This is a genomic window from Fontisphaera persica, from assembly GCF_024832785.1.
GTDB lineage: Bacteria > Verrucomicrobiota > Verrucomicrobiia > Limisphaerales > Fontisphaeraceae > Fontisphaera > Fontisphaera persica.
The window spans coordinates 3,647,735-3,668,522 of the sequence record NZ_CP116615.1; the positions used below are offsets into that span (position 1 = coordinate 3,647,735).

20 protein-coding genes are annotated in these 20,788 nt (G+C 62.4%); 13 read left to right on the plus strand and 7 right to left on the minus strand.

Annotated features, from left to right (window positions below; genetic code table 11):
- Nucleotides 1-1,089 precede the first annotated feature (1,089 nt).
- From NXS98_RS13640 to NXS98_RS13650, 3 genes are all read left to right on the plus strand, one after another.
- The gene (locus NXS98_RS13640) at nt 1,090-1,593 is read left to right on the plus strand and encodes a hypothetical protein (RefSeq protein WP_283845569.1); all 504 of its coding nucleotides are present in this window, start codon (nt 1,090-1,092) and stop codon (nt 1,591-1,593) included.
- Between the two features lie 342 nt (nt 1,594-1,935).
- The gene (locus NXS98_RS13645) at nt 1,936-2,394 is read left to right on the plus strand and encodes an RDD family protein (protein WP_283845570.1); all 459 of its coding nucleotides are present in this window, start codon (nt 1,936-1,938) and stop codon (nt 2,392-2,394) included.
- Between the two features lie 171 nt (nt 2,395-2,565).
- The gene (locus NXS98_RS13650) at nt 2,566-2,922 is read left to right on the plus strand and encodes a hypothetical protein (RefSeq protein WP_283845571.1); all 357 of its coding nucleotides are present in this window, start codon (nt 2,566-2,568) and stop codon (nt 2,920-2,922) included.
- A 119-nt stretch (nt 2,923-3,041) separates the two neighbouring features.
- Here the strand turns inward: NXS98_RS13650 and NXS98_RS13655 are convergent, their stop codons facing one another.
- Entirely contained in the window at nt 3,042-3,923 is an 882-nt protein-coding gene (locus tag NXS98_RS13655) for a PIG-L deacetylase family protein (RefSeq protein WP_283845572.1), read from the minus strand.
- 162 nt (nt 3,924-4,085) lie between these two features.
- Complete coding sequence (locus NXS98_RS13660; RefSeq protein WP_283845573.1) at nt 4,086-4,844, minus strand: nucleotidyltransferase family protein; 759 nt, start codon at nt 4,842-4,844, stop codon at nt 4,086-4,088.
- 156 nt (nt 4,845-5,000) lie between these two features.
- On the opposite strand from NXS98_RS13660, the gene NXS98_RS13665 reads away from it, so the two are divergent.
- Together NXS98_RS13665 and NXS98_RS13670 are read left to right on the plus strand one after the other, a co-directional pair.
- The gene (locus NXS98_RS13665) at nt 5,001-5,411 is read left to right on the plus strand and encodes a DciA family protein (RefSeq protein ID WP_283845574.1); all 411 of its coding nucleotides are present in this window, start codon (nt 5,001-5,003) and stop codon (nt 5,409-5,411) included.
- A gap of 131 nt (nt 5,412-5,542) precedes the next feature.
- Complete coding sequence (locus NXS98_RS13670; protein WP_283845575.1) at nt 5,543-6,574, plus strand: dihydrodipicolinate synthase family protein; 1,032 nt, start codon at nt 5,543-5,545, stop codon at nt 6,572-6,574.
- A gap of 82 nt (nt 6,575-6,656) precedes the next feature.
- Here the strand turns inward: NXS98_RS13670 and NXS98_RS13675 are convergent, their stop codons facing one another.
- The 5 genes from NXS98_RS13675 to ppdK all read right to left on the minus strand — a co-directional run bounded on the left by NXS98_RS13675 (nt 6,657) and on the right by ppdK (nt 12,433).
- Nucleotides 6,657-6,986 (minus strand): RNA recognition motif domain-containing protein, encoded by a 330-nt coding sequence (locus NXS98_RS13675; protein ID WP_283845576.1) that lies wholly within the window; start codon nt 6,984-6,986, stop codon nt 6,657-6,659.
- Nucleotides 6,987-7,258: 272 nt separating this feature from the next.
- A complete protein-coding gene (locus NXS98_RS13680) occupies nt 7,259-8,437 on the minus strand; it encodes a pyridoxal phosphate-dependent aminotransferase (RefSeq protein WP_283845577.1) in 1,179 nt (392 codons plus the stop codon).
- Between the two features lie 139 nt (nt 8,438-8,576).
- A complete protein-coding gene (locus NXS98_RS13685; RefSeq protein ID WP_283845578.1) occupies nt 8,577-8,876 on the minus strand; it encodes a hypothetical protein in 300 nt (99 codons plus the stop codon).
- Nucleotides 8,877-8,895: 19 nt separating this feature from the next.
- Nucleotides 8,896-9,450: a DJ-1/PfpI family protein gene (locus NXS98_RS13690; protein WP_283845579.1), complete on the minus strand. Its 555-nt coding sequence runs from the start codon at nt 9,448-9,450 to the stop codon at nt 8,896-8,898.
- Between the two features lie 232 nt (nt 9,451-9,682).
- Nucleotides 9,683-12,433: a pyruvate, phosphate dikinase gene (gene ppdK, locus NXS98_RS13695; RefSeq protein ID WP_283845580.1), complete on the minus strand. Its 2,751-nt coding sequence runs from the start codon at nt 12,431-12,433 to the stop codon at nt 9,683-9,685.
- A gap of 859 nt (nt 12,434-13,292) precedes the next feature.
- Here ppdK and NXS98_RS13700 point away from each other — a divergent pair.
- The 8 genes from NXS98_RS13700 (at nt 13,293) to NXS98_RS13735 (ending at nt 20,787) form a co-directional block, all read left to right on the plus strand.
- Entirely contained in the window at nt 13,293-14,315 is a 1,023-nt protein-coding gene (locus NXS98_RS13700) for a small ribosomal subunit Rsm22 family protein (protein ID WP_283845581.1), read from the plus strand.
- Nucleotides 14,316-14,508: 193 nt separating this feature from the next.
- Complete coding sequence (locus NXS98_RS13705) at nt 14,509-15,453, plus strand: ribose-phosphate diphosphokinase (protein WP_283845582.1); 945 nt, start codon at nt 14,509-14,511, stop codon at nt 15,451-15,453.
- Between the two features lie 46 nt (nt 15,454-15,499).
- A complete protein-coding gene (locus NXS98_RS13710; RefSeq protein ID WP_283845583.1) occupies nt 15,500-16,282 on the plus strand; it encodes a 50S ribosomal protein L25 in 783 nt (260 codons plus the stop codon).
- A 45-nt stretch (nt 16,283-16,327) separates the two neighbouring features.
- Nucleotides 16,328-16,939, plus strand: coding sequence for an aminoacyl-tRNA hydrolase (gene pth, locus NXS98_RS13715; RefSeq protein WP_283845584.1), 612 nt, complete (start codon nt 16,328-16,330; stop codon nt 16,937-16,939).
- Complete coding sequence (gene rpsF / locus NXS98_RS13720) at nt 16,936-17,256, plus strand: 30S ribosomal protein S6 (RefSeq protein WP_283845585.1); 321 nt, start codon at nt 16,936-16,938, stop codon at nt 17,254-17,256. Before pth ends, rpsF begins: the two co-directional genes overlap by 4 nt.
- A 33-nt stretch (nt 17,257-17,289) precedes the next feature.
- Complete coding sequence (locus tag NXS98_RS13725) at nt 17,290-17,748, plus strand: single-stranded DNA-binding protein (RefSeq protein ID WP_283845586.1); 459 nt, start codon at nt 17,290-17,292, stop codon at nt 17,746-17,748.
- A gap of 49 nt (nt 17,749-17,797) precedes the next feature.
- On the plus strand, nt 17,798-18,403 hold the full coding sequence (gene rplI, locus NXS98_RS13730; protein WP_283845587.1) for a 50S ribosomal protein L9: 606 nt from the start codon (nt 17,798-17,800) through the stop codon (nt 18,401-18,403).
- A gap of 1,751 nt (nt 18,404-20,154) precedes the next feature.
- Entirely contained in the window at nt 20,155-20,787 is a 633-nt protein-coding gene (locus NXS98_RS13735; protein ID WP_283845588.1) for an RNA polymerase sigma factor, read from the plus strand.
- Nucleotide 20,788 lies beyond the last annotated feature (1 nt).

Here is a 20,788-nt window from a genome sequence, read left to right on the forward strand (position 1 = left end):
GTCCCGCACAGCGGGATTCGGCCCGCGTCCCGCAGGCTAAAGGGTGGCCCAGGGACCAGCGTCAAAATAATCCGACGCACGGTAACTATTTCCCTTTCCCTCTGGGAGAGGGCTAGGGTGAGGGTCTGTAGCGCAGGCGTCCTCGCCTGCGGGTTCACGGAGCCTCCCGGCTCCGTGATTGCTGAATTGCCGTCCTCAAACAGACGCCCCTATAAGCACCACTCCGCCCGTCATATTTTCATTTCTCGTAGCGCAGGCGTCCTCGTCCCGCAAAGCGGGATTCAGCCTCCGTCCCGCAGGCCGGAGGCAACGAATGGAGATGAGAACATCTATGGGGTTTCTATTCTTACTTTCCCTCCTCGCCTGCATTGAGCAAACGCAGATAATGAATATTTCGAGGCACATTTAATATTTTCCCTCTCCCACCGGGAAAGGGTCAAGGTGAGGGGCCTCTTCTCCCTCTTCGTTCCCTTCGTTTCCTTCTGTTCAAAATTTGTGTCTATTCGTGTCCATTCGTGGTTGGTGTTTTCCCCTTTCACGCGCTCTTGCCAAAAGTAACTGTTACCCGGCGCTGGGTGGGCAGGAGGTCCGTTGCGCCAAAAGGGGTGTTACCCAATTTGACCTCCCATTTGTGAACGAAGGAAGCTTCCGGGCTTCAACCGACTGCTTTTGTCGTTCAATGTCCCGCCCAAGCTGAAAGGGATTGAGCGTGTCATGCAGCGCCCGAATGGCCGCCTTGCGATGGTAGCCTAATAACGCCACCACTTGGTTCAGTAGTTGTCCCCTGTAAGGCCGGCCGGCCCGGGCATACGCCCGCCGCCATTGGGCCAGCATTTCCCGTTGGGTTGGTTGACTTATGTCGGTGCCCATGTCCGGTAACACCGACTTTTGGCGCAACGACCAGTTTCCGCCAAATCATCCCCGCCCAGGTAACAATCTTTTTGGCGCGCATCGCAGGCGTGGCACAGCCGCCTTTTCCGATTGACTGCGTTCATGCACCCTCTTAGCCTGAATCGAGCCTTAAAATACCGGGACCACTCTTGAGTTCGTGATTTCCATGGCATCGGGTGGTTTTCAGGCGTCGCGGCCATGAACCGCAAAATGCTCATCCTGGGGGGGCTTGCCTTTGCCGTGTTGGCGGCGGTGGCTGGCTTGCAACTGGCCTCTGCGCCATCGAAGCGGCGCGGCGCGGAGATTCCAGTCACGCTCCTTGGCTTTACCAACCAGGTCACCGGCATCCTGGTGGCTTCCTATGCCACCACCAACATGGCCCACCGGGATTTTGCCGTGTTCAGCATCCACAACCCCACCCGGCGCGATTTCTTCGGCTACCTGGGGCCAATCTTCTTCCGCGACCAGAGCATCCAGTTGTGCCACGCGCAGTCGGGTGCCTTCGATTTGCCGCCCGGAGCCACCGTCACTTTTGCGGTGCCGGTGCCCGACACGCGCGAGGCCTGGCGGTGCGGCGTGGTGTTGTGTCACAGGCGCAGTTACTCGCCGTGGAAGTTCGCGCTGGTCCGCTTCGTCCAGCGATGTGGTTTCGACAGTCCCGAAAAGCCTTGGTTTGCCGCCAGTCCAGAGATTGTCCGATGAGCTTCACCCCGCCCAACCAGTGCGCAGCCGGGAACTGCGCGACCTCGCGCCACGCGGCGTGCACTCAACACACTGATCTTGTCCACGGGGGGGTCATGATCTACCCAGTCTTTCCCAGGCACGCCCTGAAAGCGCTTGACAGAGGCTGAATGAAGGGGAGAGTACCGGCGAGTCTGGTGTTACCCATTGGTTCCCGTTTGTGCGGCAAGGCAAAACGTATAATGTGGATGCACTGCAGCTTGGCCATACTGAGGAGTCACAGCTTCATTTATGAGCGGTTCGCCGTTGCAACCCACTACGTCTTAAAACCATTCAACCGTTAAAAACTTCAGGCGCGTGGACATGGAAAACGAAACCTCTTTCTCAGACTATAGGGAACGGTATGGCGGCTTCTGGATTCGGTTTGCTGCCTTCCTGGTTGACCTGGTGATTCTTCTCATCCCTTCGCTATTGGTCAGCTTCCTCCTCCGGTCCGTGACGCAAGCAAACCACGCGACCGACAAGCGGGTGGTGGAGTTTGTGGACAACGGTTTGCAACTGGCCATTTGGTGGGTTTACACCGCGGGCATGCTTTCGTCATCCTGGCAGGCTACGATTGGCAAGCGCGTTTGCGAGTTGAAGGTCACCGATTACGACGGGCGGCGCATCAGCTTTGGCCGGGCGACCTGGCGCTGCCTTGCCTCCCTGCTCTCAGCCCTGCTCCTGTGCCTGGGTTTCCTAATGATTGCGTGGACGAAGCGCCGCCAGGGACTGCACGATTTCATGGCGAACACCCTGGTCGCGAAAAACAAGCAGCCATGAAAGACGGCCCACAAGTTCACTGGAGCAGACCGCCGCTCCGCTGAAAGATGGGGCGGTTGAGGTAATTCGTCAGCGCATCTGGCCGCCGGCGAGGCGTTCCCGGGGGGCGGTCGCCGAGATTGGTCGTTGGATGCACAACCAGATCGCAGAGCGTTTGAGAGAGCACACGCCATGACTGCTGGCCCGCACGAATCTTGGTATCGCATCCACCGCTTGGGTGTTTGGTTTGCCGGCATCTACCTCATGGTCGCGGTTCTTTCGAGTGTGGCCTGCCTGATGGACAGACATGAGTACAGCATTCCTTTTTTCGTGCTCGTGTATGCCAGCTTCCCGGTCTATTTGATAGGCACTGAGGTTCTCAAGCCGCAGACGGCTTTCATGCAACAACTTCCTCACGGTGAGCTTGTTTGTTATGCAATTCTGGTGGGTCTGACGACCCTTCTGTATTATGGAATCGGCCAGTTGCTGGACTTCTCCCTCAAGTCCGCAAGGCGCTGGCTGGCTGGCAAGGACCAGGGTCATGAATAGTTGCGCGGCACCCAACAACATCACGGGACGGAACGCGGGCGGGCCGCGCCAGTTTCCAATTTCCCTGCCACCGGCCGCCCGCCTCGGCCATGGCCCAACGGCGCACCGCCGGGCGGCCTTCACCAGGGCTGCCATCGGCGCAAACGCCGGCACAACCGCTGCCACGAACCCGGATGCCGCAGGAGCGAAGGAAAATCCCGCCGCAAATCCTCCGGGCGCGGGATTTCGCCCCACGCCGTCACGGTGAACACCTCCAAGGCCCGGCGCGTGCGCAGGCCCAGCTCGTGATTTTTGCGCTGGAAACGCTGCCGCAGCATCCGCCCCCACTCCTCCGCCGAGCCGGGCGGCGACATGGCATGGCGCCCCACCCAGGGAAGCCACTCGCAAATCTGGGATTGATGACACCACGTCATGGCCTGAATGGCCTCGAAAGCCTCCTCCACGTCCACCGCCAAGTCAAATCCGTTGGCACCCGTCATGTAAGTATCATAAACGTTGAGAATCACCGGCACCTTGCACGGACGCGAGCGCCGTTCATCCGCGGGATATTCCGGCGTAAAGGCGTGTGGCACATTGATCATGTACGCCACGCGCCGCACGGCCTGCGCCACCACCTCGTGGTCCACGTGCATCCCGGCCAGCGGGTCGGCCACCACCGGCGGACAAAACAAATAATCCGGCTCAAAATCGCGGATGCATTTCCACAACGCCGCCAGCAGCGGAGTATCCAGCGTCAGGCAGGCCTCGCGCCCGTGCGTCCCATCGGGGAGGGTGAGCAGCTCGAATTCATACTGCCCAATCCGCGCCGAAGCCTGCTGCTCCGCCAGCCGCCGCCGGCCGGTCTCGGCGCGGGTCATCGCATGATGGCCGGCCTGCCCATCGGTGCACACCACCACCTTGCCCGCAAAATCCGGCCCCAGCCGCCGCCGCCACAACTCAAAAGTGCCGGCGGCCGTGAACTCGTAGTCATCAAAGTGCGCGTGGATGTACAGGGCTTTCATAGGCCATCTGCCGCATTAAACCACGGCGAGGGGATGGGGATTCAAGTTTCAAGTTGCCAAGAAAGGCGGATGTCCCGCGGCGCCACCCCGCAGGTATGCGCGCGCCCTTGTCCCTGCGCCGGGCACCCCACGCAATTCCCGCCGACCCGGCCCTCCCCACTCTCAGGATGCACCTTCTTCCCGCTCCAGCCGCGCCAGGACTTCCGGGTCCCGCACGTCCACCCAACGCCCTTCAATCACCAGGCCCGCCAGCCGATGCCCCGCCGCGGCCATGGCCGTGATGGCATCGGTCAGCTCATATTCGCCGCGCGGCGACTTCTGCAGGCGCGCCGTGAACTCATACAGGCACGGGCGAAAGATATAGATGCCGGCGTTGTACCAGTATGGCCCGCCCTCGCGCAGCAGGCCGCGACCTCGCAGCTCGGCCAGTTGCGCCGGACCGGGCTTCTCCACCAGCGTCACCAAATCAAACGCCTCATCCAAAACCACCACCGCCCCCTTGCTCACGTCCTCCCCCGCCGTCACCGTGAGCAACCCCGCGTAATCCCCGCTGGCAAAACGCTCGCGCATCCGCTGATACGTCTCGGGGCGGACCAGGATGTCGCCATAGGTCAATAAAAACGGGCTGTCCCCCACAAACTCCCGCGCCACCTCCGGCGCCCGGCCCGTGCCGTCCTGCACCACCTGCCGGCCATAATGCAACCGCCAGCCCCACCGGCTGCCATCGCCAAAATATTCCTCGATGGTCTCGGCCTTGAATCCCGTGACCACAAACATCTCCCGGATGCCGGCCGCTTGCAGCCCCAGCATAATATGCTCCAGAATGGGCCGCCCCTGCACCCGCAACATGGGCTTGGGCTTTTCCTGCGTTAACTCTTTCATCCGCGTGCCCTTGCCCGCCGCTAAAATCACCGCTTTCATGCCGCCCCTTTCTATCCCAATCCAGCCCCTCCAACCAATCGAAAACCGCAAGCCACTCTCCGCATCCGCCGCGGCGCCAGACCCGGACTTTCAATCGTTCATGCCGCGTGATTTTTCCGCTTTCCACCGGCGCCGGCGCGGGTTCAGAATGACGCCATGGCCCTGCCGCCATTTCATAAAATGCCCGCCAAAGGCCCGCCGCCGCTCACCGCCCGGGAGCAGGTGCTGGCCCAGTGGCGGGGCATGGACTACAGCCCGCTGGAAAAGGCGCGCGCCAACGTGGCCAAACCCCTGGGGCAGGTCCTGGCGCGGGTGTGGGAAAAACGCCGGTTCCAGCAACGCGTGGAGGAAAGCCAGATACGCCAGGTGTGGAACCAGGTGCTGGACCCTCAAATCACCGCCCATGCGCAGCCGGTGAACCTGGTGCGCGGCACGCTCTTCGTCACCGTGGACAGCTCCGTGTGGCTGGCCGAAATTGTGCAATACCGCCAAAGGGAAATTTTGGAGCGGCTGCGCCACAGTTTCGGCCCCGAGTTCATCAAACGCCTCAGTTTCCGGCAGGGATGAGCCGGCGCGGGCAAAGGCCGCAGGCCGGCCCCAAGCCGCCGCACCCATTCAGGCTGGCCGGTCGGAAGCGGGCTGGAGACCCCCCTGAGGGAAGGCTGGACAGGGCGTTGGGGGTGGCGTTAGATGAAGCCATGGCTGCACGCATCACCGGGATTTTCACGCCGCACATGGTGCCGCTGGATGAACACGGCGACATCGCCGAGGCCGAGCTGCGGCGGTATGTGGACTGGTTGATTGCCCAGGGCGTGCATGGCCTGTACCCCAACGGTTCCACCGGCGAATTCATCCGTTTCACTCCGGAGGAGCGGCGCCGCATTGTGCGCATTGTCTGCGAGCAGGCCGCCGGCCGCGTGCCCGTGCTGGCCGGTGCGGCGGAAGCCAACGTGCGCGAAACCCTGGCCGCCTGCGCTGCCTATGCCGAATGCGGCGCGCGGGCGGTGGCCATTGTCTCCCCCTTTTATTACCGGCTCGGCCCGGAGTCGGTGTATGCCTATTTTCGGGAAATTGCGCTGCACAGCCCGATTGATGTGACCTTGTACAACATCCCTCTGTTTGCCAGCCCCATGGATGTGGAAACCGTGCGGCGCCTGGCCGAGCTGGAGCGCGTGGTGGGCATCAAAGACTCCTCGGGCGACGTCGCGTTCATGATGCGCATGATTGCGGCGATTCGCCCGATGCGGCCGGATTTCTCGTTTCTGACCGGCTGGGAAGCCGTCCTGGTGCCCATGTTGCTGGTGGGCGCCGACGGCGGCACGCACGCCACCAGCGGGGTGGTGCCGGAAATCACCCGGCGGCTTTTCGATTTGACCCGCGGAGGACAATTGGAGGAGGCCCTCCGCCTGCAATACCGGCTGCTGGAGCTGTTTGACGCGATGCTGTACTCCACCGAGTTTCCCGAGGGCTTTCGCGCCGCGGTGGCGCTGCGCGGTTTTGCCATGGGGCGGGGGCGGCATCCGCGCACCCCGGTGCAGCAGGCGGCGGTGGAAAAGTTGCAGCGGGTGCTCCACTGTTTGCTGGCCGATTTCGGATGCGTGGCGCCGCCGCCGGAAGGCTGCCCGCCGCGGCGGCCGGCCGCGCCGGACCCGCTGCAGGGCATTGTGCAGGGAGTGATGGAGAAGTTGCGGGAGCAGGGCTGGCCGGCCAAATCTTCCCCCGCCCAATGAAAAACCGCCGGCGGGCGCCGGCGGTTGAGGGAAGGGCCAGAAGCACTGGCCCTAAATTTAAGTGCGGAGGCCCGGCCCGAACTCAGGCGCGGTCCCGGCGGTCTTCAAAACGCTGCGGACGATAGCCGCCACGGTCACCGGCCGGCCGCGGGGGGCGTTCCTCGCGCGGGCGGGCGATGTTGACCGTCAGCGGCCGTCCCTGGAATTCCTTGTTGTGGAACTGTTCCACCGCCTTTTTGGCTTCTTCTTCCGTGGCAAATTCCACAAAAGCGAAACCGCGGGAGCGGCCGGTGAATTTATCCAGCATTACATTGCAGGAGGTCACCACACCGGCCTGCGAGAAGTAATCCTGGAGATCGGCATCTGTGGTTTTGTACGACAGATTGCCCACGTACAGTCTGGACTCATTCATAACTGCTGGGTGACGCCCTCCACCGTCGCGCGCGCGGGTTTCTGCCCTGGCACGAAACCAAATGTCACACCGTTACCGGCATTCCAACATCTGTCTGACTGACACCAACGCTGCGGCTGGTTTTCGAGCGAACCGGCTTATTTTTATCATAATCAGGACTGGCGTCAATGCCTCATTCCGGCCCCCCTTCCCCCCGCCGGCGCTCACCCAAAAACGCCGCTCCGCCGGAGCCAGCGTCTCCGGGCGCCGTTCCGCGGGACCGCCACCAGCCGTTACCGGCCCAGCAACCCCCGGCAGAACCGCTCCATCCGCTCCAGGCCCTTTTCAATGTTGGCCATGCTCGTGGCGTAACTGATGCGAATATAATCATCCGCCCCAAAAGCGATGCCCGGCACCGCCGCCACCTTCTCCTGCTCCAGCAGGCGCGCGCAAAACTCCGTGCTCTTCAACCCCGTGCCGGAAATGTTGGGGAACAGATAAAACGCGCCCCGGGCATTGACACAGGAGACGCCCGGAATGCTGTTCAGCCGCCGCCACGCATACAGCCGGCGCTTGGAATACTCGGCCAGCCACGCCGCCAGATGGTCCTGCGGCCCGGTGAGCGCCGCCACGCCGCCCTTCTGCGCAAACGAAGTGGGGTTGCTCGTGCTGTGGCTCTGGATGGCGTCAATCGCCTTGGCAATCGGCTCCGGCGCGGCCAGATACCCCAGCCGCCAGCCCGTCATCGAATACGCCTTGGCCAGGCCGTGCACAATGATGGTGTGCTCGTAGTGCGCCGGCGAGAAACTGGCCACGCTCACATGCCGCGCCCCATCGTACACCAGCTTCTCGTAAATCTCATCGCTCATGATGAGCACCCCCTTCTCGACGCAAACATCCCCCAGCGCCTTGATTTCCTCCGGCTCGTAAATCGTCCCCGTGGGATTGCTGGGCGAGTTCAAAATGAACAACCGCGTGCGCGGCGTAATCGCCGCCCGCAACTGCTCCGGCGTCACCTTGAACTCCGTCTTGTCCGACGTCGGCAAAATCACCGGCGTGGCGCCGGCCAGCTTCACCATCTCCGGATAACTCAGCCAGTACGGCGCCGGAATGATGACTTCATCCCCCTCCTGGCAGGTGGCCAGAATCACGTTGTAACACGAATGCTTGCCCCCGCAGGAAATGATGACTTGCGACGGCTTGTAGCTCAGCCCGTTGTCGCGCTTGAACTTCTCCGCCACCGCCTGCCGCAGCTCGGGGATGCCGCTGCTGGGGGTGTACTTGGTGAAGCCCTTGGCCAGCGCCTCGGCGGCGGCGTCCTTGATGTGTTGGGGCGTGTCAAAATCCGGCTCCCCCGCGCCAAAACCCACGACATCCTGCCCCTCGGCCTTCATCTGCTTGGCCTTGGCATCAATGGCAAGTGTCAGCGACGGTGAGAGCGAAGCGGCGCGTTGCGATATGTGATAGTTCATAAGTTGTACCGGGCGTTAGCATTAGCGCGGCGGCCAAAAGGCGCAAGCGCAGAATGGGTCTTTTCTCCCGTCACGCCGGAAAGTCCACCCGCCCAGGCTCTGCCTTTCCGCATGAAGCGCCCCCCAGCCTCCCGCCGCCTCAATCGCCCAATAATTTTTTCAGACTGGCGCGCGCCGCCTCCTCGCGGGCGCTGGCATGGCGGCCGCGCCATTCCCGGCGCGCAAAATCAAAATACTCGCAAAAATTGGCCAGATGCTTTTCCTGCACCAGGTCCGCCCGTTTCTCGCGGCATTGCTCGGCCACCTTGGGATCGTAATGCACGCAATTCAGGCACACCTTCAAATCCGCCCCGCATTGATGGCAAACCTCCGTCCGCCCGGGATTGCCCCGCAACGGATACTCCCAGCCGCATTGGTAACAATGGCGTGTCAAAGCCATAATCCCGCCTCACTTCGGCTCACGTCAGATGCGCGAAAATGTCCCGATAAAACTCGGGGTGACTCTCCCACGTCTGCGCCGTGATAATCCGTTTCTCCCGGTCCACCACGCTCTGGCGGTTCACCCAGCGCGCCCCGGCCAGCTCGGCCTCGTTGCGCACATTGCAATAGCACGTCAGCTCCCGCCCCGCCACCAGCCCCGCCGCCACCAGAATTTGCACCCCGTGGCAAATGGCAAACAACCATCGCCCCTGCTCATGCATCGCCCGCACCACCTGAATCAGCCGCCGGTCATGCCGCAAAAACTCCGGCGCCCGCCCCCCGATGAGCAGGGCCGCGGCATATTGCGCGGGCTTCACGTCTTTCAGCGCAAGGTCCGCCTGAATCAAATACCCGGGCTTTTCAATGTACGTATTCCAGCCGGGCGCAAAATCATGGATGACGGTGTTCAGCAGCTTCTTCTGCGTCGCCGCAATGACCGGCGTCCACCCCGCCTCCAAAAAACGGTGCCGCGCGTAATAAATCTCCTGCGACTCCCCCGCGTCGTCCGTGACAATTAAAATGCGCTTGCTCATAAGTTGCTGAAGTGAGCCCCAATTTACCCCCCGCTTGCCCAAATGCAATCCAGAACCCTCCGCTCCCCCGCCGGCGCTTCCCTTTCCCTCAGCCAGAGGGCCGGGGTGAGGGGCAAAACCATGTCAAACCCATTTTGGAGAAACAGCTTCCCCGGCGTCCCGCCCCACCATAAAAAAACCGCCCCGGCGCAAACCGGGGCGGTTGAATTGTTCCTCTGAATCGAGGCGCAGGTTATTTCTTCTTCGCCGGTTTCTTGGCGGCGCTGGCCGCTTCTTCCTCCAGCGCGGCCTGCGCGGCGGCCAGGCGGGCCACCGGCACGCGGAACGGCGAGCAGCTCACATAAGTGAGGCCAATCTTGTGGCAGAACTTCACCGAGTCGGGATCGCCGCCGTGCTCGCCGCAGATGCCCAGCTTGATGTCTGGCCGGGTGCTGCGGCCCTTCTCCACCGCAATCTTCATCAACTGGCCCACGCCCGTCTGGTCAATCGTGGCAAACGGATTCTTCTTCACGATTTCCAGCTCGGTGTACGCCGGGATGAACGAACCGGAGTCGTCGCGGCTCATGCCCAGGCAGGTCTGCGTCAGGTCGTTGGTGCCGAAGCTGAAGAACTGCGCCGTCTGCGCAATTTCATCGGCGGTCAGCGCGCCGCGCGGCACTTCAATCATGGTGCCCACCAGGTAGTTGAGCTTCACGCCCTTTTCCTTCATCACTTCCTGGGCCACGCGGTGCACCACTTCCACCTGCAGGTCCAGCTCCTTCTTGAAGCCCACCAGCGGAATCATGATTTCCGGACGCACCTTGATGCCGGCTTTCTGCACCTCGGCGGCGGCTTCAAACACCGCCCGCGCCTGCATCTCGCTGATTTCCGGATACACAATCCCCAGCCGGCACCCGCGGAAGCCCAGCATCGGGTTGAACTCGTGCAGCTCCTTCACGCGGTTGCGGATTTTCTCCACCGGCACGCCCATCTTCTGGGCCAGGTCCTGCTGCGCCTTGTCCTCATGCGGCAGGAACTCATGCAGCGGCGGGTCCAGGAACCGGATGGTGGCCGGATAGCCGTTGAGGGCCTTGAAGATGCCCACAAAGTCCTCCTTCTGGTACGGCAGCAGCTTCGCCAGCGCCTTCTTCCGATCCTCCAGATTGTCCGCGAGAATCATCTCGCGCATGGCGTCAATGCGGTTGCCCTCGAAGAACATGTGCTCCGTGCGGCACAAGCCAATGCCCGTCGCGCCGAAGGCAATCGCGTTCTCCGTCTGCTCCGGCGTGTCGGCGTTGGTGCGGACCTCCAGGCGGGTCACCTTGCTGCACCAGTCCATCAACTGCTTGAACATCTGGTAGGTCTTGCTCTTCTTCGGATCGAGCGACTTCTCAATCAGCACCTGCACAATCTCCGATGCCGCCGTCTTGATTTCGCCGGCGTACACATTGCCCAGCGTGCCGTTGATGGACATGTAGTCCCCTTCCTTGAAGGTCTGCCCGCTCACCGTCACCGTGCGCGCCGCATAGTCAATCTGCAACGCCCCGGCGCCGCACACGCACACCTTGCCCATTTGCCGGGCCACCAGCGCCGCGTGCGAGCTGACGCCGCCCTTGGCCGTCAAAATGCCCTCGGCGGCAATCATGCCGCGCAGGTCTTCCGGCGTGGTCTCATTGCGCACCAGCAACACCTTCTCGCCCTTCGCCGCGGCGGCCGCCGCGCGGTCGGCGTTCAGGTAAATCTTGCCCGAGGCCGCCCCCGGCCCCGCCGGCAGACCCGTCGCCACCACCTTGGCCGCCTTCTCGGCCTTCTGGTCAAAGATGGGCGCCAGCAACTGGTCGAGCTGGTCGGCCGGGTTGCGCCGGATGGCCGTCTTCCAGTCAATCAGCTTCTCCTCCACCATGTCCATGGAGAACTTCAACGCCGCAAACGCGGTGCGCTTGCCGTTGCGCGTCTGCAGCATGAACACCTTGCCGTCCTGAATGGTGAACTCGAAGTCCTGCACATCCTTGAAGTGCTTCTCCAGAATCTTCCGGATGTTCTCCAACTCGGCAAACGCCTGCGGCAGGTGATTCTTGAGCTGCACCACCGGCTCGGGCGTGCGGATGCCCGCCACCACGTCCTCGCCCTGGGCGTTGATGAGAAACTCACCGTAAAACTCCTTCTCGCCGTTGGCCGGGTTGCGCGTGAACGCCACGCCGGAGCCGGAGCGTTCGCCGGTGTTGCCGTACACCATGGCCTGCACGTTCACCGCCGTGCCCCACTCGCTCGGAATGTTGTATTTGCGGCGGTACACAATCGCGCGGTCATTCATCCACGAGCCAAACACCGCGCCAATCGCGCCCCAGAGCTGCTTCCACGGATCCTGCGGAAACTCCTTGCCCGTGCGCTCCTTGATCAGGCCCTTGAACCGCACCACCAGCTCCTTCAAATCGTCCACCGTCAGCTTGGTGTCCTCAATGTCCTCGTGGTAGCGCTCGTGCTTCAGGTTGTGAATCACCGTTTCAAACGGCTCATGGTCCTCACCCGGCCGCTTCTGCACCCCCATCACCACGTCGCCGTACATCTGCACAAAACGGCGGTAGCAGTCCCATGCAAAACGCTCGTTGTTCGTGGCCTTCACCAGGGCCAGCACCGTCTCGTCGTTCAAGCCCAGGTTCAAAATCGTGTCCATCATGCCCGGCATCGAGTCCCGCGCGCCCGAACGCACGCTCACCAGCAGCGGCATCGCGGTCTTGTCGCCGAACTTTGTGCCCATAATCTTCTCAATATGGGCCATGCCGGCCTTCACCTGCGGGTCCAGCACCTTCGGATAGGTCTTCTTGTTTTGATAGTAATAAGTGCAAACCTCCGTGGTAATCGTGAACCCCGGGGGCACCGGCAGCCCAATCCGCGCCATCTCGGCCAGGTTGGCGCCTTTGCCGCCCAACAAGGGTTTCATTGAACCATCACCATCGGCCTTTTTGTTGCCGAACAGATAAACGTATTTCGGTGTCTTTGCCATAAGTTATTTCAATCTTAAGTGGGTTCCAGCATTAGTTCTTGACCCAAAGTCCTCCCAGCATCACTAAATCCCCTGACCCTGTCAATGACCTATTTGAAACCTTTGCCTTGCCTTGTTTCCTGCATTAGCCCTCTTCATTATCCCCAATAATTTCAAACCCCCTGCCCCCCGGTAGCGCAGGCGTCTCGCCTGCGAGTAAGGCCTGCGTCCCGCAGGCCCTCCTCACAAGAAATAGAGGTCATTCACGCCGCATCCATCCCCCTCTCCCCCCCGGGAGAGGGCCGGGGTGAGGGAAAATTGTAGCGCAGGCGTCCCGCCTGCGAGTAACGCCTGCGTCCCGCAGGCCGGGGCAAGGGGAAGAACTCGGCGATGCCTGGTTCATCAATCAATATCCCCCTCTCCCTCAGCGAGAGGGCCGGGGTGAGGGAAAATTGTAGCGCAGGCGTCCCGCCTGCGAGTAACGCCTGCGTCCCGCAGGCCCTCCTCACAAGAAATAGAGGTCATTCACGCCGCATCCATCCCCCTCTCCCCCCCTGGAGAGGGCCGGGGTGAGGGAAAATTGTAGCGCAGGCGTCTCGCCTGCGAGTAACGCCTGCCTCCCGCAGGCCGGGGTGAGGGAAAATTGTAGCGCAGGCGTCTCGCCAGCGAGTAACGCCTGCGTCCCGCAGGCCGGAGCAAGGGGAAGAACTCGGCGATGCCTGGTTCATCAATCAATATCCCCCTCTCCCTCAGCGAGAGGGCCGGGGTGAGGGCAAAAGCAAAACCATGCCCAAACCTCACCCGCCAGACTCTCCCCCTCCTCCCCACTTTTCCGCTTGCCGCCTCCGTCACGCCGCCCAACACTGCCTCCGCCCGCTGCATGAGTGAGCTATGGCAAAGCATTGACTGGCAGGCCCTCGAACGCCTGCGCGCCGCCTTCCTGAACCGCACCGCCGGCGCGGGAGATTACTGGCTCTGCCGGCGTGACCTGGACAGCTACGACCAAACCTTCGCCCAGCGCATCGGCTGGAAATGGGACTGGCTCCTGGCCGAATTGGACCGCCGCGCCTGGGCGCCTCCGCCCGGCCCCGTCCTCGATTGGGGCTGCGGCAGCGGTGTGGCGGGCCGCGCTTTTCTGGACCATTACGGCGCCGGCGCCCACCCCCTCCTCTGGCTGCACGACCGCTCCCTCCTGGCGGTGGAATACGCGGCCGAGCGCGCCCGCGTCAAATACCCCGGCCTCTCCGTGGCGGCCGCCCCGCCGGAGGCCCGGCCCGCCGTCCTCCTTCTGAGCCACGTGCTCTCCGAGCTGTCCGCCCCGGCTTTCTCCGCGTTGTTGGAGGTCATCCGCCGCGCCACCGCCGTTCTCTGGGTGGAATCGGGCGACTACGAAACCAGCCGCGCCCTCATTGCCGCCCGCGAAGTGCTGCGCGCCGAGTTTCAAGTGGCCGCCCCCTGCACCCACCAGCAACGTTGCGGCCTGCTGGACCCGGAAAACGCACCCCACTGGTGCCACCATTTCGCCACCCCCCCGCCGGAAATTTTCGCCGACGGCGACTGGGTGCGCTTTGGCCAGCTTGCCGGCGTGGACCTTCGCAGCCTGCCCTTGAGCTGTCTGGCGCTCGACCGGCGCCGCCTCCCCCCGCTGCCGGAGGGCAGCTTCCGCCTGCTTGGGCGGCCGCGCCTCTACAAACCCAACGCCCAGCTCCTCGGTTGCGATGCCGCCGGCGTCCGGGAAGCCAGCCTGTCCCGCCGCGAGCATCCGGAAGCCTGGCGCCGGTTGAAAAATGGCGATTATCCCACTCTCCTGCGCTGGCAGACCGTCCACCACCAAATCCAGGCGTTGCACATGGAGGAAACTTCCCCGCCGGGCATGGATGACGCGGCCCAGGCTGGGCCATGAGGGTGGAAACGCCCGCCCCCCCGAGGTAACCACCGGCAATCCAGGGGGGTATTCCATGGGCGCCCCCCCGCCCGGCCCACCCGGCCGGAATTTCCACTTGCGCCGGCGTCCGGGATTGTTACATTCCGGGCATTGAAATGGGCCACCGGCAAGGTGGTCTTTTGTTTTGCGGGAACCCGAAAGCACAGCAATCGTGAAAATCTTTAGCGGCAATTCCAATCCCAAACTGGCCCGCGCCATTTGCGACGCCATTGGCGTCGAGCTGGGCCGTTGCACCGTCAGCGCGTTTCCGGATGGCGAGACTTTTGTGAAAATTGAGGAAAACGTGCGTGGCGAGGATGTGTTTGTGGTTCAGAGCACCTCGCCGCCCACCAATCATAACCTGATGGAGATGTTCATCATGATGGACGCCCTGCGCCGCGCCAGCGCCGACCGCATCACCGCGGTGCTGCCGTTTTACGGGTATGCGCGCCAGGACCGCAAAGACCAGCCCCGCGTGCCCATCACCGCCAAACTGGTGGCCAACCTGCTGGTGGCCTCCGGCGCCAACCGCGTCCTGACCATGGACCTCCATGCCCAGCAAATCCAGGGCTTCTTCGATATTCCCGTGGACCATCTCTACGCCGCGCCGGTGATGTACAATTATCTTAAACAGAAAGGCCTGCCCAACCTCGTGGTGGTCAGCCCGGATGTGGGCGGCATCAAAATGGCCTATGCTTATGCGCAAGTCCTCGGCGCCGAGCTGGCCATCGTGGCCAAGCGCCGCAAAAGCGCCCATGAAGTGGAATCCATGGCCGTCATCGGCCATGTGCGCAACAAAAACGTGCTGCTGGTGGATGACCTCACCGAAACCGCCGGCACCCTCACCGCCGCGGCCACCCTGCTCCGGCAGCGGGGCGCCAAACAGATTCTGGCCTGCGTCAGCCACGCCATCCTCAACCAAACCGGCATCGAGCGGCTCAAAAATTCTTGTATTGACGAATTGATAACCACTGATAGTGTATGCCGCCCTGTGATACGGGGCGTGAACATCACGACCCTGTCCGTCGCGGGACTGCTCGGCGAGGCGATTAAGCGGATAGCCAACAATCTGTCCGTCAATTCGCTGTTCGAGTTTAGAGGCGGGCGGACCAGTTGACCGCGGGTCAACCGGCCGTCCGAAGGTGACTTGAATACATAAACGAATGAAAACGGTAGCATTAACGGCTTATCCGCGCACGCTCGCTCGGCGTGGCGGCGCAAAAAAACTTCGGGATGCCGGCCGCGTGCCGGCCGTCATTTACGGGCGGCAGGCCCCGCCCCAAAACCTGGAAGTCCAGGGCAAGCAAATCAAGGATTTGCTCCACCACGCGGTCTCTGAAAACCTGCTGCTGGATTTGCTGGTGGAAGGCGACCCCCGCCCCAAACGCCTGGCTTTGCTGCGCGAGGTGCAGCATCACCCCCTCACCGGCCAGGTGCTCCATGTGGATTTTCACGAAGTCAGCGAAACCGAAAAGGTCACCGTGATGGTGCCCATCGAAACCACAGGCGAGGCCAAGGGCGTCAAGGAAGGCGGCGTGCTCGAGCACGTGCTCTTCAAGGTCAAAGTGCGCGCCCTGCCCAAGGATTTGCCCGAGCAAATCATCATTGATGTCAGCCATCTGGGCATCGGCCAGGCCGTCCATCTGGGCGAAATCCAACCCCCGCCCGGCGTCGAAATCCTGGGCGACAAACACATTTCCGTCGTCGCCGTCGCCGCGCCGCTCACGGAGGAACAGGAAGCGGCCGCCGCCGCCGAGGAAGCCGTGGCTGCGGGCGAGGTCGAGATGATCAAGGAAAAGAAAGAAGAAGGTGGCGAAGGCGCCCCAGCCGAGAAGGAAAAAGGCGAAAAAGCGGGGGCCAAACCGGCCGCTGGCGACAAGGCTGCTGCCAAACCCGGCGCCGAGAAGGCGGCCGAGAAGGCGCCAGCCGCCGAGAAAAAGAAATAAACCCTGCCCGGCTCCTGCCTGCCGCCGGGGGGCATTACCGGCCTTATGGACGCGCCTTTTCTGGTGGCTGGCTTGGGAAACCCCGGCGCCGAGTATGCGCAGACCCGTCACAACATCGGCTTTCAGGTGGTCGAGTGCCTGGCCCGGCGTTGGGGCTGCGGCTGGGAAGAATCCCGGCGCTTGCGGGCGCGGATGGCGCGGGCCGTGTTTGCCGGCCAGCGCGGCTGGTTGTGCGAGCCGCTGACCTATATGAACCTGAGCGGCGAGGCGGTCGGGGCGGCACTGGATTACTATCAAGTGCCCTTGACAAGGCTGCTGGTCATCGTGGACGATGCCGATTTGCCGCTGGGCGTCCTGCGGCTGCGGCCCGAGGGCAGCGCGGGCGGGCATCATGGACTGGAGTCCATCCAGTCCCGCCTGGGTTCAACGGCGTTTGCCCGGCTGCGGGTGGGGATTGGGCGCCAGGCCGGGCAGCCCCGCGAGCTGGCCAGCCATGTGCTGAGCCGGTTTGCGGCGGATGAAAAAGTGGTGGCCGACAAGGCTGTGGAACGGGCGGCCAGCCAGGTGGAATGCTGGCTGGCGCACGGCGTGCAGTCGGCCATGAATCAGTTTAACGGGCCGGTGGAACGGCCCTCAAGTCAGGAGAATGCGGAGTGAAAAAGTACGAAGGTCTGTTTATTTTGAACATGGCGGGACGCGAAGAAGGCGTCAAGGAAGCCATTGACAAGGTCGTGGCGGAAATTACCGCCGCCGGCGGCAAGGTCGAAACCATCCAGAAGATGGACAAGCGCAACTTTGCCCGCGTGCGCAACCGCAAGGTCACCTCGGGCTTTTACGTCAACATCATCTTTGACGCCCCCGAGGCCGCCATTGCCCCGTTGCGCGCCAAGTTCGCCCTCAACGAAGAGGTCTTCCGGGTGATGTTCACCGCCGCGCCCAAAGTGTCGGCGCCGGTGGCCCCCGCCACGGCTTAGGCCCCTTCCCCAACGCTCCGCCTCCGCTCGCTTATGGCCAGTTACAACAAAGTGTTGCTGATCGGGAACCTCACCCGGGACCCCGAACTCAAATACACCCCCAAAGGCACCGCCGTCGCCCGCCTCGGCCTGGCCGTCAACCGCCGCTGGCGCTCGGAGTCTGGCGAGGAAAAAGAAGAGGTCACCTTTGTGGACATTGACGCCTTTGGCCGGCAGGCGGAGGTGCTGGCCCAATACCTCAAAAAAGGGCGGCCCTTGTTTGTCGAGGGGCGGCTTCGCCTCGACACCTGGGAAGACAAAAACACCCGCCAGAAACGCTCCCAATTGCGCGTGGTCCTGGAAGGCTTCAGCTTCCTGGACAGCGGCGGCCGTGCCGACGCCCCCGCCAACGGCAATGCCGGCCGTCCTAACGCCGCCCCGGCCGCGGCGCCCCCCGCGCCGCCGCCGCCCGAGGACGCGCCCCCCCTCGACGACGACGATGTGCCTTTCTAATCCACAGCTATTCCTGAATTAACCCTTTATCACCCACAAGTCTCGATTTATGGCTAAGACAGAAGTCATCCTCACCAGTAACATCCCCGGTCTGGGCGCTGAATCCGACCAGGTCAAAGTCGCCGCCGGTTATGCGCGTAATTTCCTCTTTCCTCAAGGGCTGGCAATCCCTCTGAGCGCCGGCAATAAAAAGCGGCTCGAGGCCCTCCGCCGCCGCCGCGCCGAGCGCGAAGCCCAAGAGTACAACACCATGACCGAGCTGGCCCGCAGCCTCCAGAAACTTATCTGCATCATCACCGTCAAAACCGGTGAGGACGGCAAAATGTTCGGCAACGTCACCAGCGGCACCATCGCCGATGCCCTCAAAACCCAGTTCGACATCGCCCTCGACCGCAAGAAAATCCATCTCGAAAAACCCATCCACACCCTCGGCGAGCACGAAGTCGAAATGCGCCTCCACCCCGAAGTCCGCGCCACCCTGAAAATCCGCGTCGAAAGCGCCACCCCGCCGCCCACCCCGGCGCCGGAATCCGCCGCCGCGGAGGCCGACAAGCGTGATAAGAAGGGGGAACGCGCCGGACGCAAGGACAAGGCCGACAAAACCGACAAAGCGGAAAAAGGCCCCAAGCCTGAAAAAGCCGAAAAAGCCAAGTAATCTTGACCCCCATCATTTGCGCAGCGGGCCTCCATGGCCCGCTTTTTTTTCGCCCCTCCATGCAGCGCAGGCGTCCCCTCTCGTAGCGCAGGCGTCTCGCCTGCGAGTTCACGGAGCCTCCTGGCTCCGTGATTGCAGAACTGCCGAAGTCAAATGAACACGCTTGGTAGCACCAGGCCGCCCGTCAATCTTTCCTGTGCCGTAGCGCAGGCGTCTCGTCCCGCAAAGCGGGATTCAACCTGCGTCCCGCAGGCCTCCTCACAAAAAGCAAGAATCCTTTGCGCCGCATTCTTCCCCCTCTCCCTCCGGGAGAGGGTCAGGGTGAGGGAGCGCTTCTCTCTCTTCGTTCTCGTCGTTTCCTTCTGTTTCTTGAAGTTGTATGCTCGACTGGGGCAACCCCAACACTGTAGCGCAGGCGTCTCGCCTGCGAGTTCACGGAGCCTCCTGGCTCCGTGATTGCAGAACTGCCGAAGTCAAATGAACACGCTTGGTAGCGCCAGGCCGCCCGTCAATCTTTCCTGTGCCGTAGCGCAGGCGTCTCGTCCCGCAAAGCGGGATTCAACCTGCGTCCCGCAGGCCCTCCTCACAAAAAGCAAGGATCCTTTGCGCCGCATCCCTCCCCCTCTCCCTCCGGGAGAGGGTCAGGGTGAGGGAGCGCTTCTCTCTCTTCGTTGTCTTCGTTTCCTTCTGTTTCTTGAAGTTGTATGCTCGACTGGGGCAACCCCAACACTGTAGCGCAGGCGTCCCGCCTGCGAGTTCACGGAGCCTCCTGGCTCCGTGATTGCAGAACTGCCGGAGTCAAATGAACACGCTTGGTAGCACCAGGCCGCCCGTCAATCTTTCCTGTGCCGTAGCGCAGGCGTCTCGTCCCGCAAAGCGGGATTCAACCTGCGTCCCGCAGGCCTCCTCACAAAAAGCAAGAATCCTTTGCGCCGCATTCTTCCCCCTCTCCCTCCGGGAGAGGGTCAGGGTGAGGGAGCGCTTCTCTCTCTTCGTTCTCTTCGTTTCCTTCTGTTTCTTGAAGTTGTATGCTCGACTGGGGCAACCCCAACACTGTAGCCCAGGCGTCCCGCCTGCGAGTTCACGGAGCCTCCTGGCTCCGTGATTGCAGAACTGCCGAAGTCAAATGAACACGCTTGGTAGCGCCAGGCCGCCCGTCAATCTTTCCTGTGCCGTAGCGCAGGCGTCTCGTCCCGCAAAGCGGGATTCAATCTGCGTCCCGCAGGCCCTCCTCACAAAAAGCAAGAATCCTTTGCGCCGCATCCCTCCCCCTCTCCCTCCGGGAGAGGGTCAGGGTGAGGGAGCGCTTCTCTCTCTTCGTTGTCTTCGTTTCCTTCTGTTTCTTGAAGTTGTATGCTCGACTGGGGCAACCCCAACACTGTAGCGCAGGCGTCTCGCCTGCGAGTTCACGGAGCCTCCTGGCTCCGTGATTGCAGAACTGCCGAAGTCAAATGAACACGCTTGGTAGCACCAGGCCGCCCGTCAATCTTTCCTGTGCCGTAGCGCAGGCGTCTCGTCCCGCAAAGCGGGATTCAACCTGCGTCCCGCAGGCCTCCTCACAAAAAGCAAGAATCCTTTGCGTCGCATCCTTCCCCCTCTCCCTCCGGGAGAGGGTCAGGGTGAGGGAGCGCTTCTCTCTCTTCGTTGTCTTCGTTTCCTTCTGTTTCTTCAACCCGTCCCCTAAACCGCGGCCACCACCCCGCACATTTTGGGTGTGCCAGCGCCCCATTTTAGTGCTAGGCTGGAGGGGCATGGCTGAGGAAGCCCAATTGGTGCAGCGCTGCCTGCAGGGTGATGCCCAGGCATGGGAGGAATTGTTTGCCCGCCACTATGACCCCACCTGCCGCTTTATTTTCCAGCTCTCCCATGACCTCACCCGCGAAGACGTCGAGGAAATCTGCCAGGAAGTCTTCCTCTCGGTGGTCCGGCACCTGGCCGATTTCAACGGCCGCAGCCAGTTGCAAACGTGGATTTTTCGCATCGCCGTCAACAAAACCCGCGACTTCGTGGACAAGCGCCTCACCGCCAAACGCGGCGGCGGCCAGGCCCCGGTTTCCCTCAGCGAAGCAGACCCCGAAACCGGCCTGACCCTCGACCTCCCCGCCCCCGCGCCCGGCCCGGACGCCTCCCTCATGGCGGCGGAAGATGCCACCCTGGTGGTGGAAGCCCTCCGCCAACTGGGCGACCCCTGCCGCGAAATCATTGAGCTGCGCTACTTTGCCGATTTGCGGTACGAAGAAATTGCGGCCGCCCTCCACCTCAACCCCAAAACCGTCAGCTCACGCCTCAGCAAATGCCTGGACAAACTGGCCGCCGTGGCCCGCAAACTTTTTCAGCAGCATTCACCGCCGTCTCCCGTCCAATCCACTGAACGGCACCGCTAGA

Excerpts from the sequence above, each read along its gene's own strand:
- NXS98_RS13640 (WP_283845569.1), top strand. The coding sequence starts at position 1,090 with ATGAACCGCAAAATGCTCATCCTGGGGGGGCTTGCCTTTGCCGTGTTG.
- NXS98_RS13645 (WP_283845570.1), top strand. The coding sequence starts at position 1,936 with ATGGAAAACGAAACCTCTTTCTCAGACTATAGGGAACGGTATGGCGGC.
- NXS98_RS13650 (WP_283845571.1), top strand. The coding sequence starts at position 2,566 with ATGACTGCTGGCCCGCACGAATCTTGGTATCGCATCCACCGCTTGGGT.
- NXS98_RS13655 (WP_283845572.1), bottom strand. The coding sequence starts at position 3,923 with ATGAAAGCCCTGTACATCCACGCGCACTTTGATGACTACGAGTTCACG.
- NXS98_RS13660 (WP_283845573.1), bottom strand. The coding sequence starts at position 4,844 with ATGAAAGCGGTGATTTTAGCGGCGGGCAAGGGCACGCGGATGAAAGAG.
- NXS98_RS13665 (WP_283845574.1), top strand. The coding sequence starts at position 5,001 with ATGGCCCTGCCGCCATTTCATAAAATGCCCGCCAAAGGCCCGCCGCCG.
- NXS98_RS13670 (WP_283845575.1), top strand. The coding sequence starts at position 5,543 with ATGGCTGCACGCATCACCGGGATTTTCACGCCGCACATGGTGCCGCTG.
- NXS98_RS13675 (WP_283845576.1), bottom strand. The coding sequence starts at position 6,986 with ATGAATGAGTCCAGACTGTACGTGGGCAATCTGTCGTACAAAACCACA.
- NXS98_RS13680 (WP_283845577.1), bottom strand. The coding sequence starts at position 8,437 with ATGAACTATCACATATCGCAACGCGCCGCTTCGCTCTCACCGTCGCTG.
- NXS98_RS13685 (WP_283845578.1), bottom strand. The coding sequence starts at position 8,876 with ATGGCTTTGACACGCCATTGTTACCAATGCGGCTGGGAGTATCCGTTG.
- NXS98_RS13690 (WP_283845579.1), bottom strand. The coding sequence starts at position 9,450 with ATGAGCAAGCGCATTTTAATTGTCACGGACGACGCGGGGGAGTCGCAG.
- ppdK (WP_283845580.1), bottom strand. The coding sequence starts at position 12,433 with ATGGCAAAGACACCGAAATACGTTTATCTGTTCGGCAACAAAAAGGCC.
- NXS98_RS13700 (WP_283845581.1), top strand. The coding sequence starts at position 13,293 with ATGAGTGAGCTATGGCAAAGCATTGACTGGCAGGCCCTCGAACGCCTG.
- NXS98_RS13710 (WP_283845583.1), top strand. The coding sequence starts at position 15,500 with ATGAAAACGGTAGCATTAACGGCTTATCCGCGCACGCTCGCTCGGCGT.
- pth (WP_283845584.1), top strand. The coding sequence starts at position 16,328 with ATGGACGCGCCTTTTCTGGTGGCTGGCTTGGGAAACCCCGGCGCCGAG.
- NXS98_RS13725 (WP_283845586.1), top strand. The coding sequence starts at position 17,290 with ATGGCCAGTTACAACAAAGTGTTGCTGATCGGGAACCTCACCCGGGAC.
- rplI (WP_283845587.1), top strand. The coding sequence starts at position 17,798 with ATGGCTAAGACAGAAGTCATCCTCACCAGTAACATCCCCGGTCTGGGC.
- NXS98_RS13735 (WP_283845588.1), top strand. The coding sequence starts at position 20,155 with ATGGCTGAGGAAGCCCAATTGGTGCAGCGCTGCCTGCAGGGTGATGCC.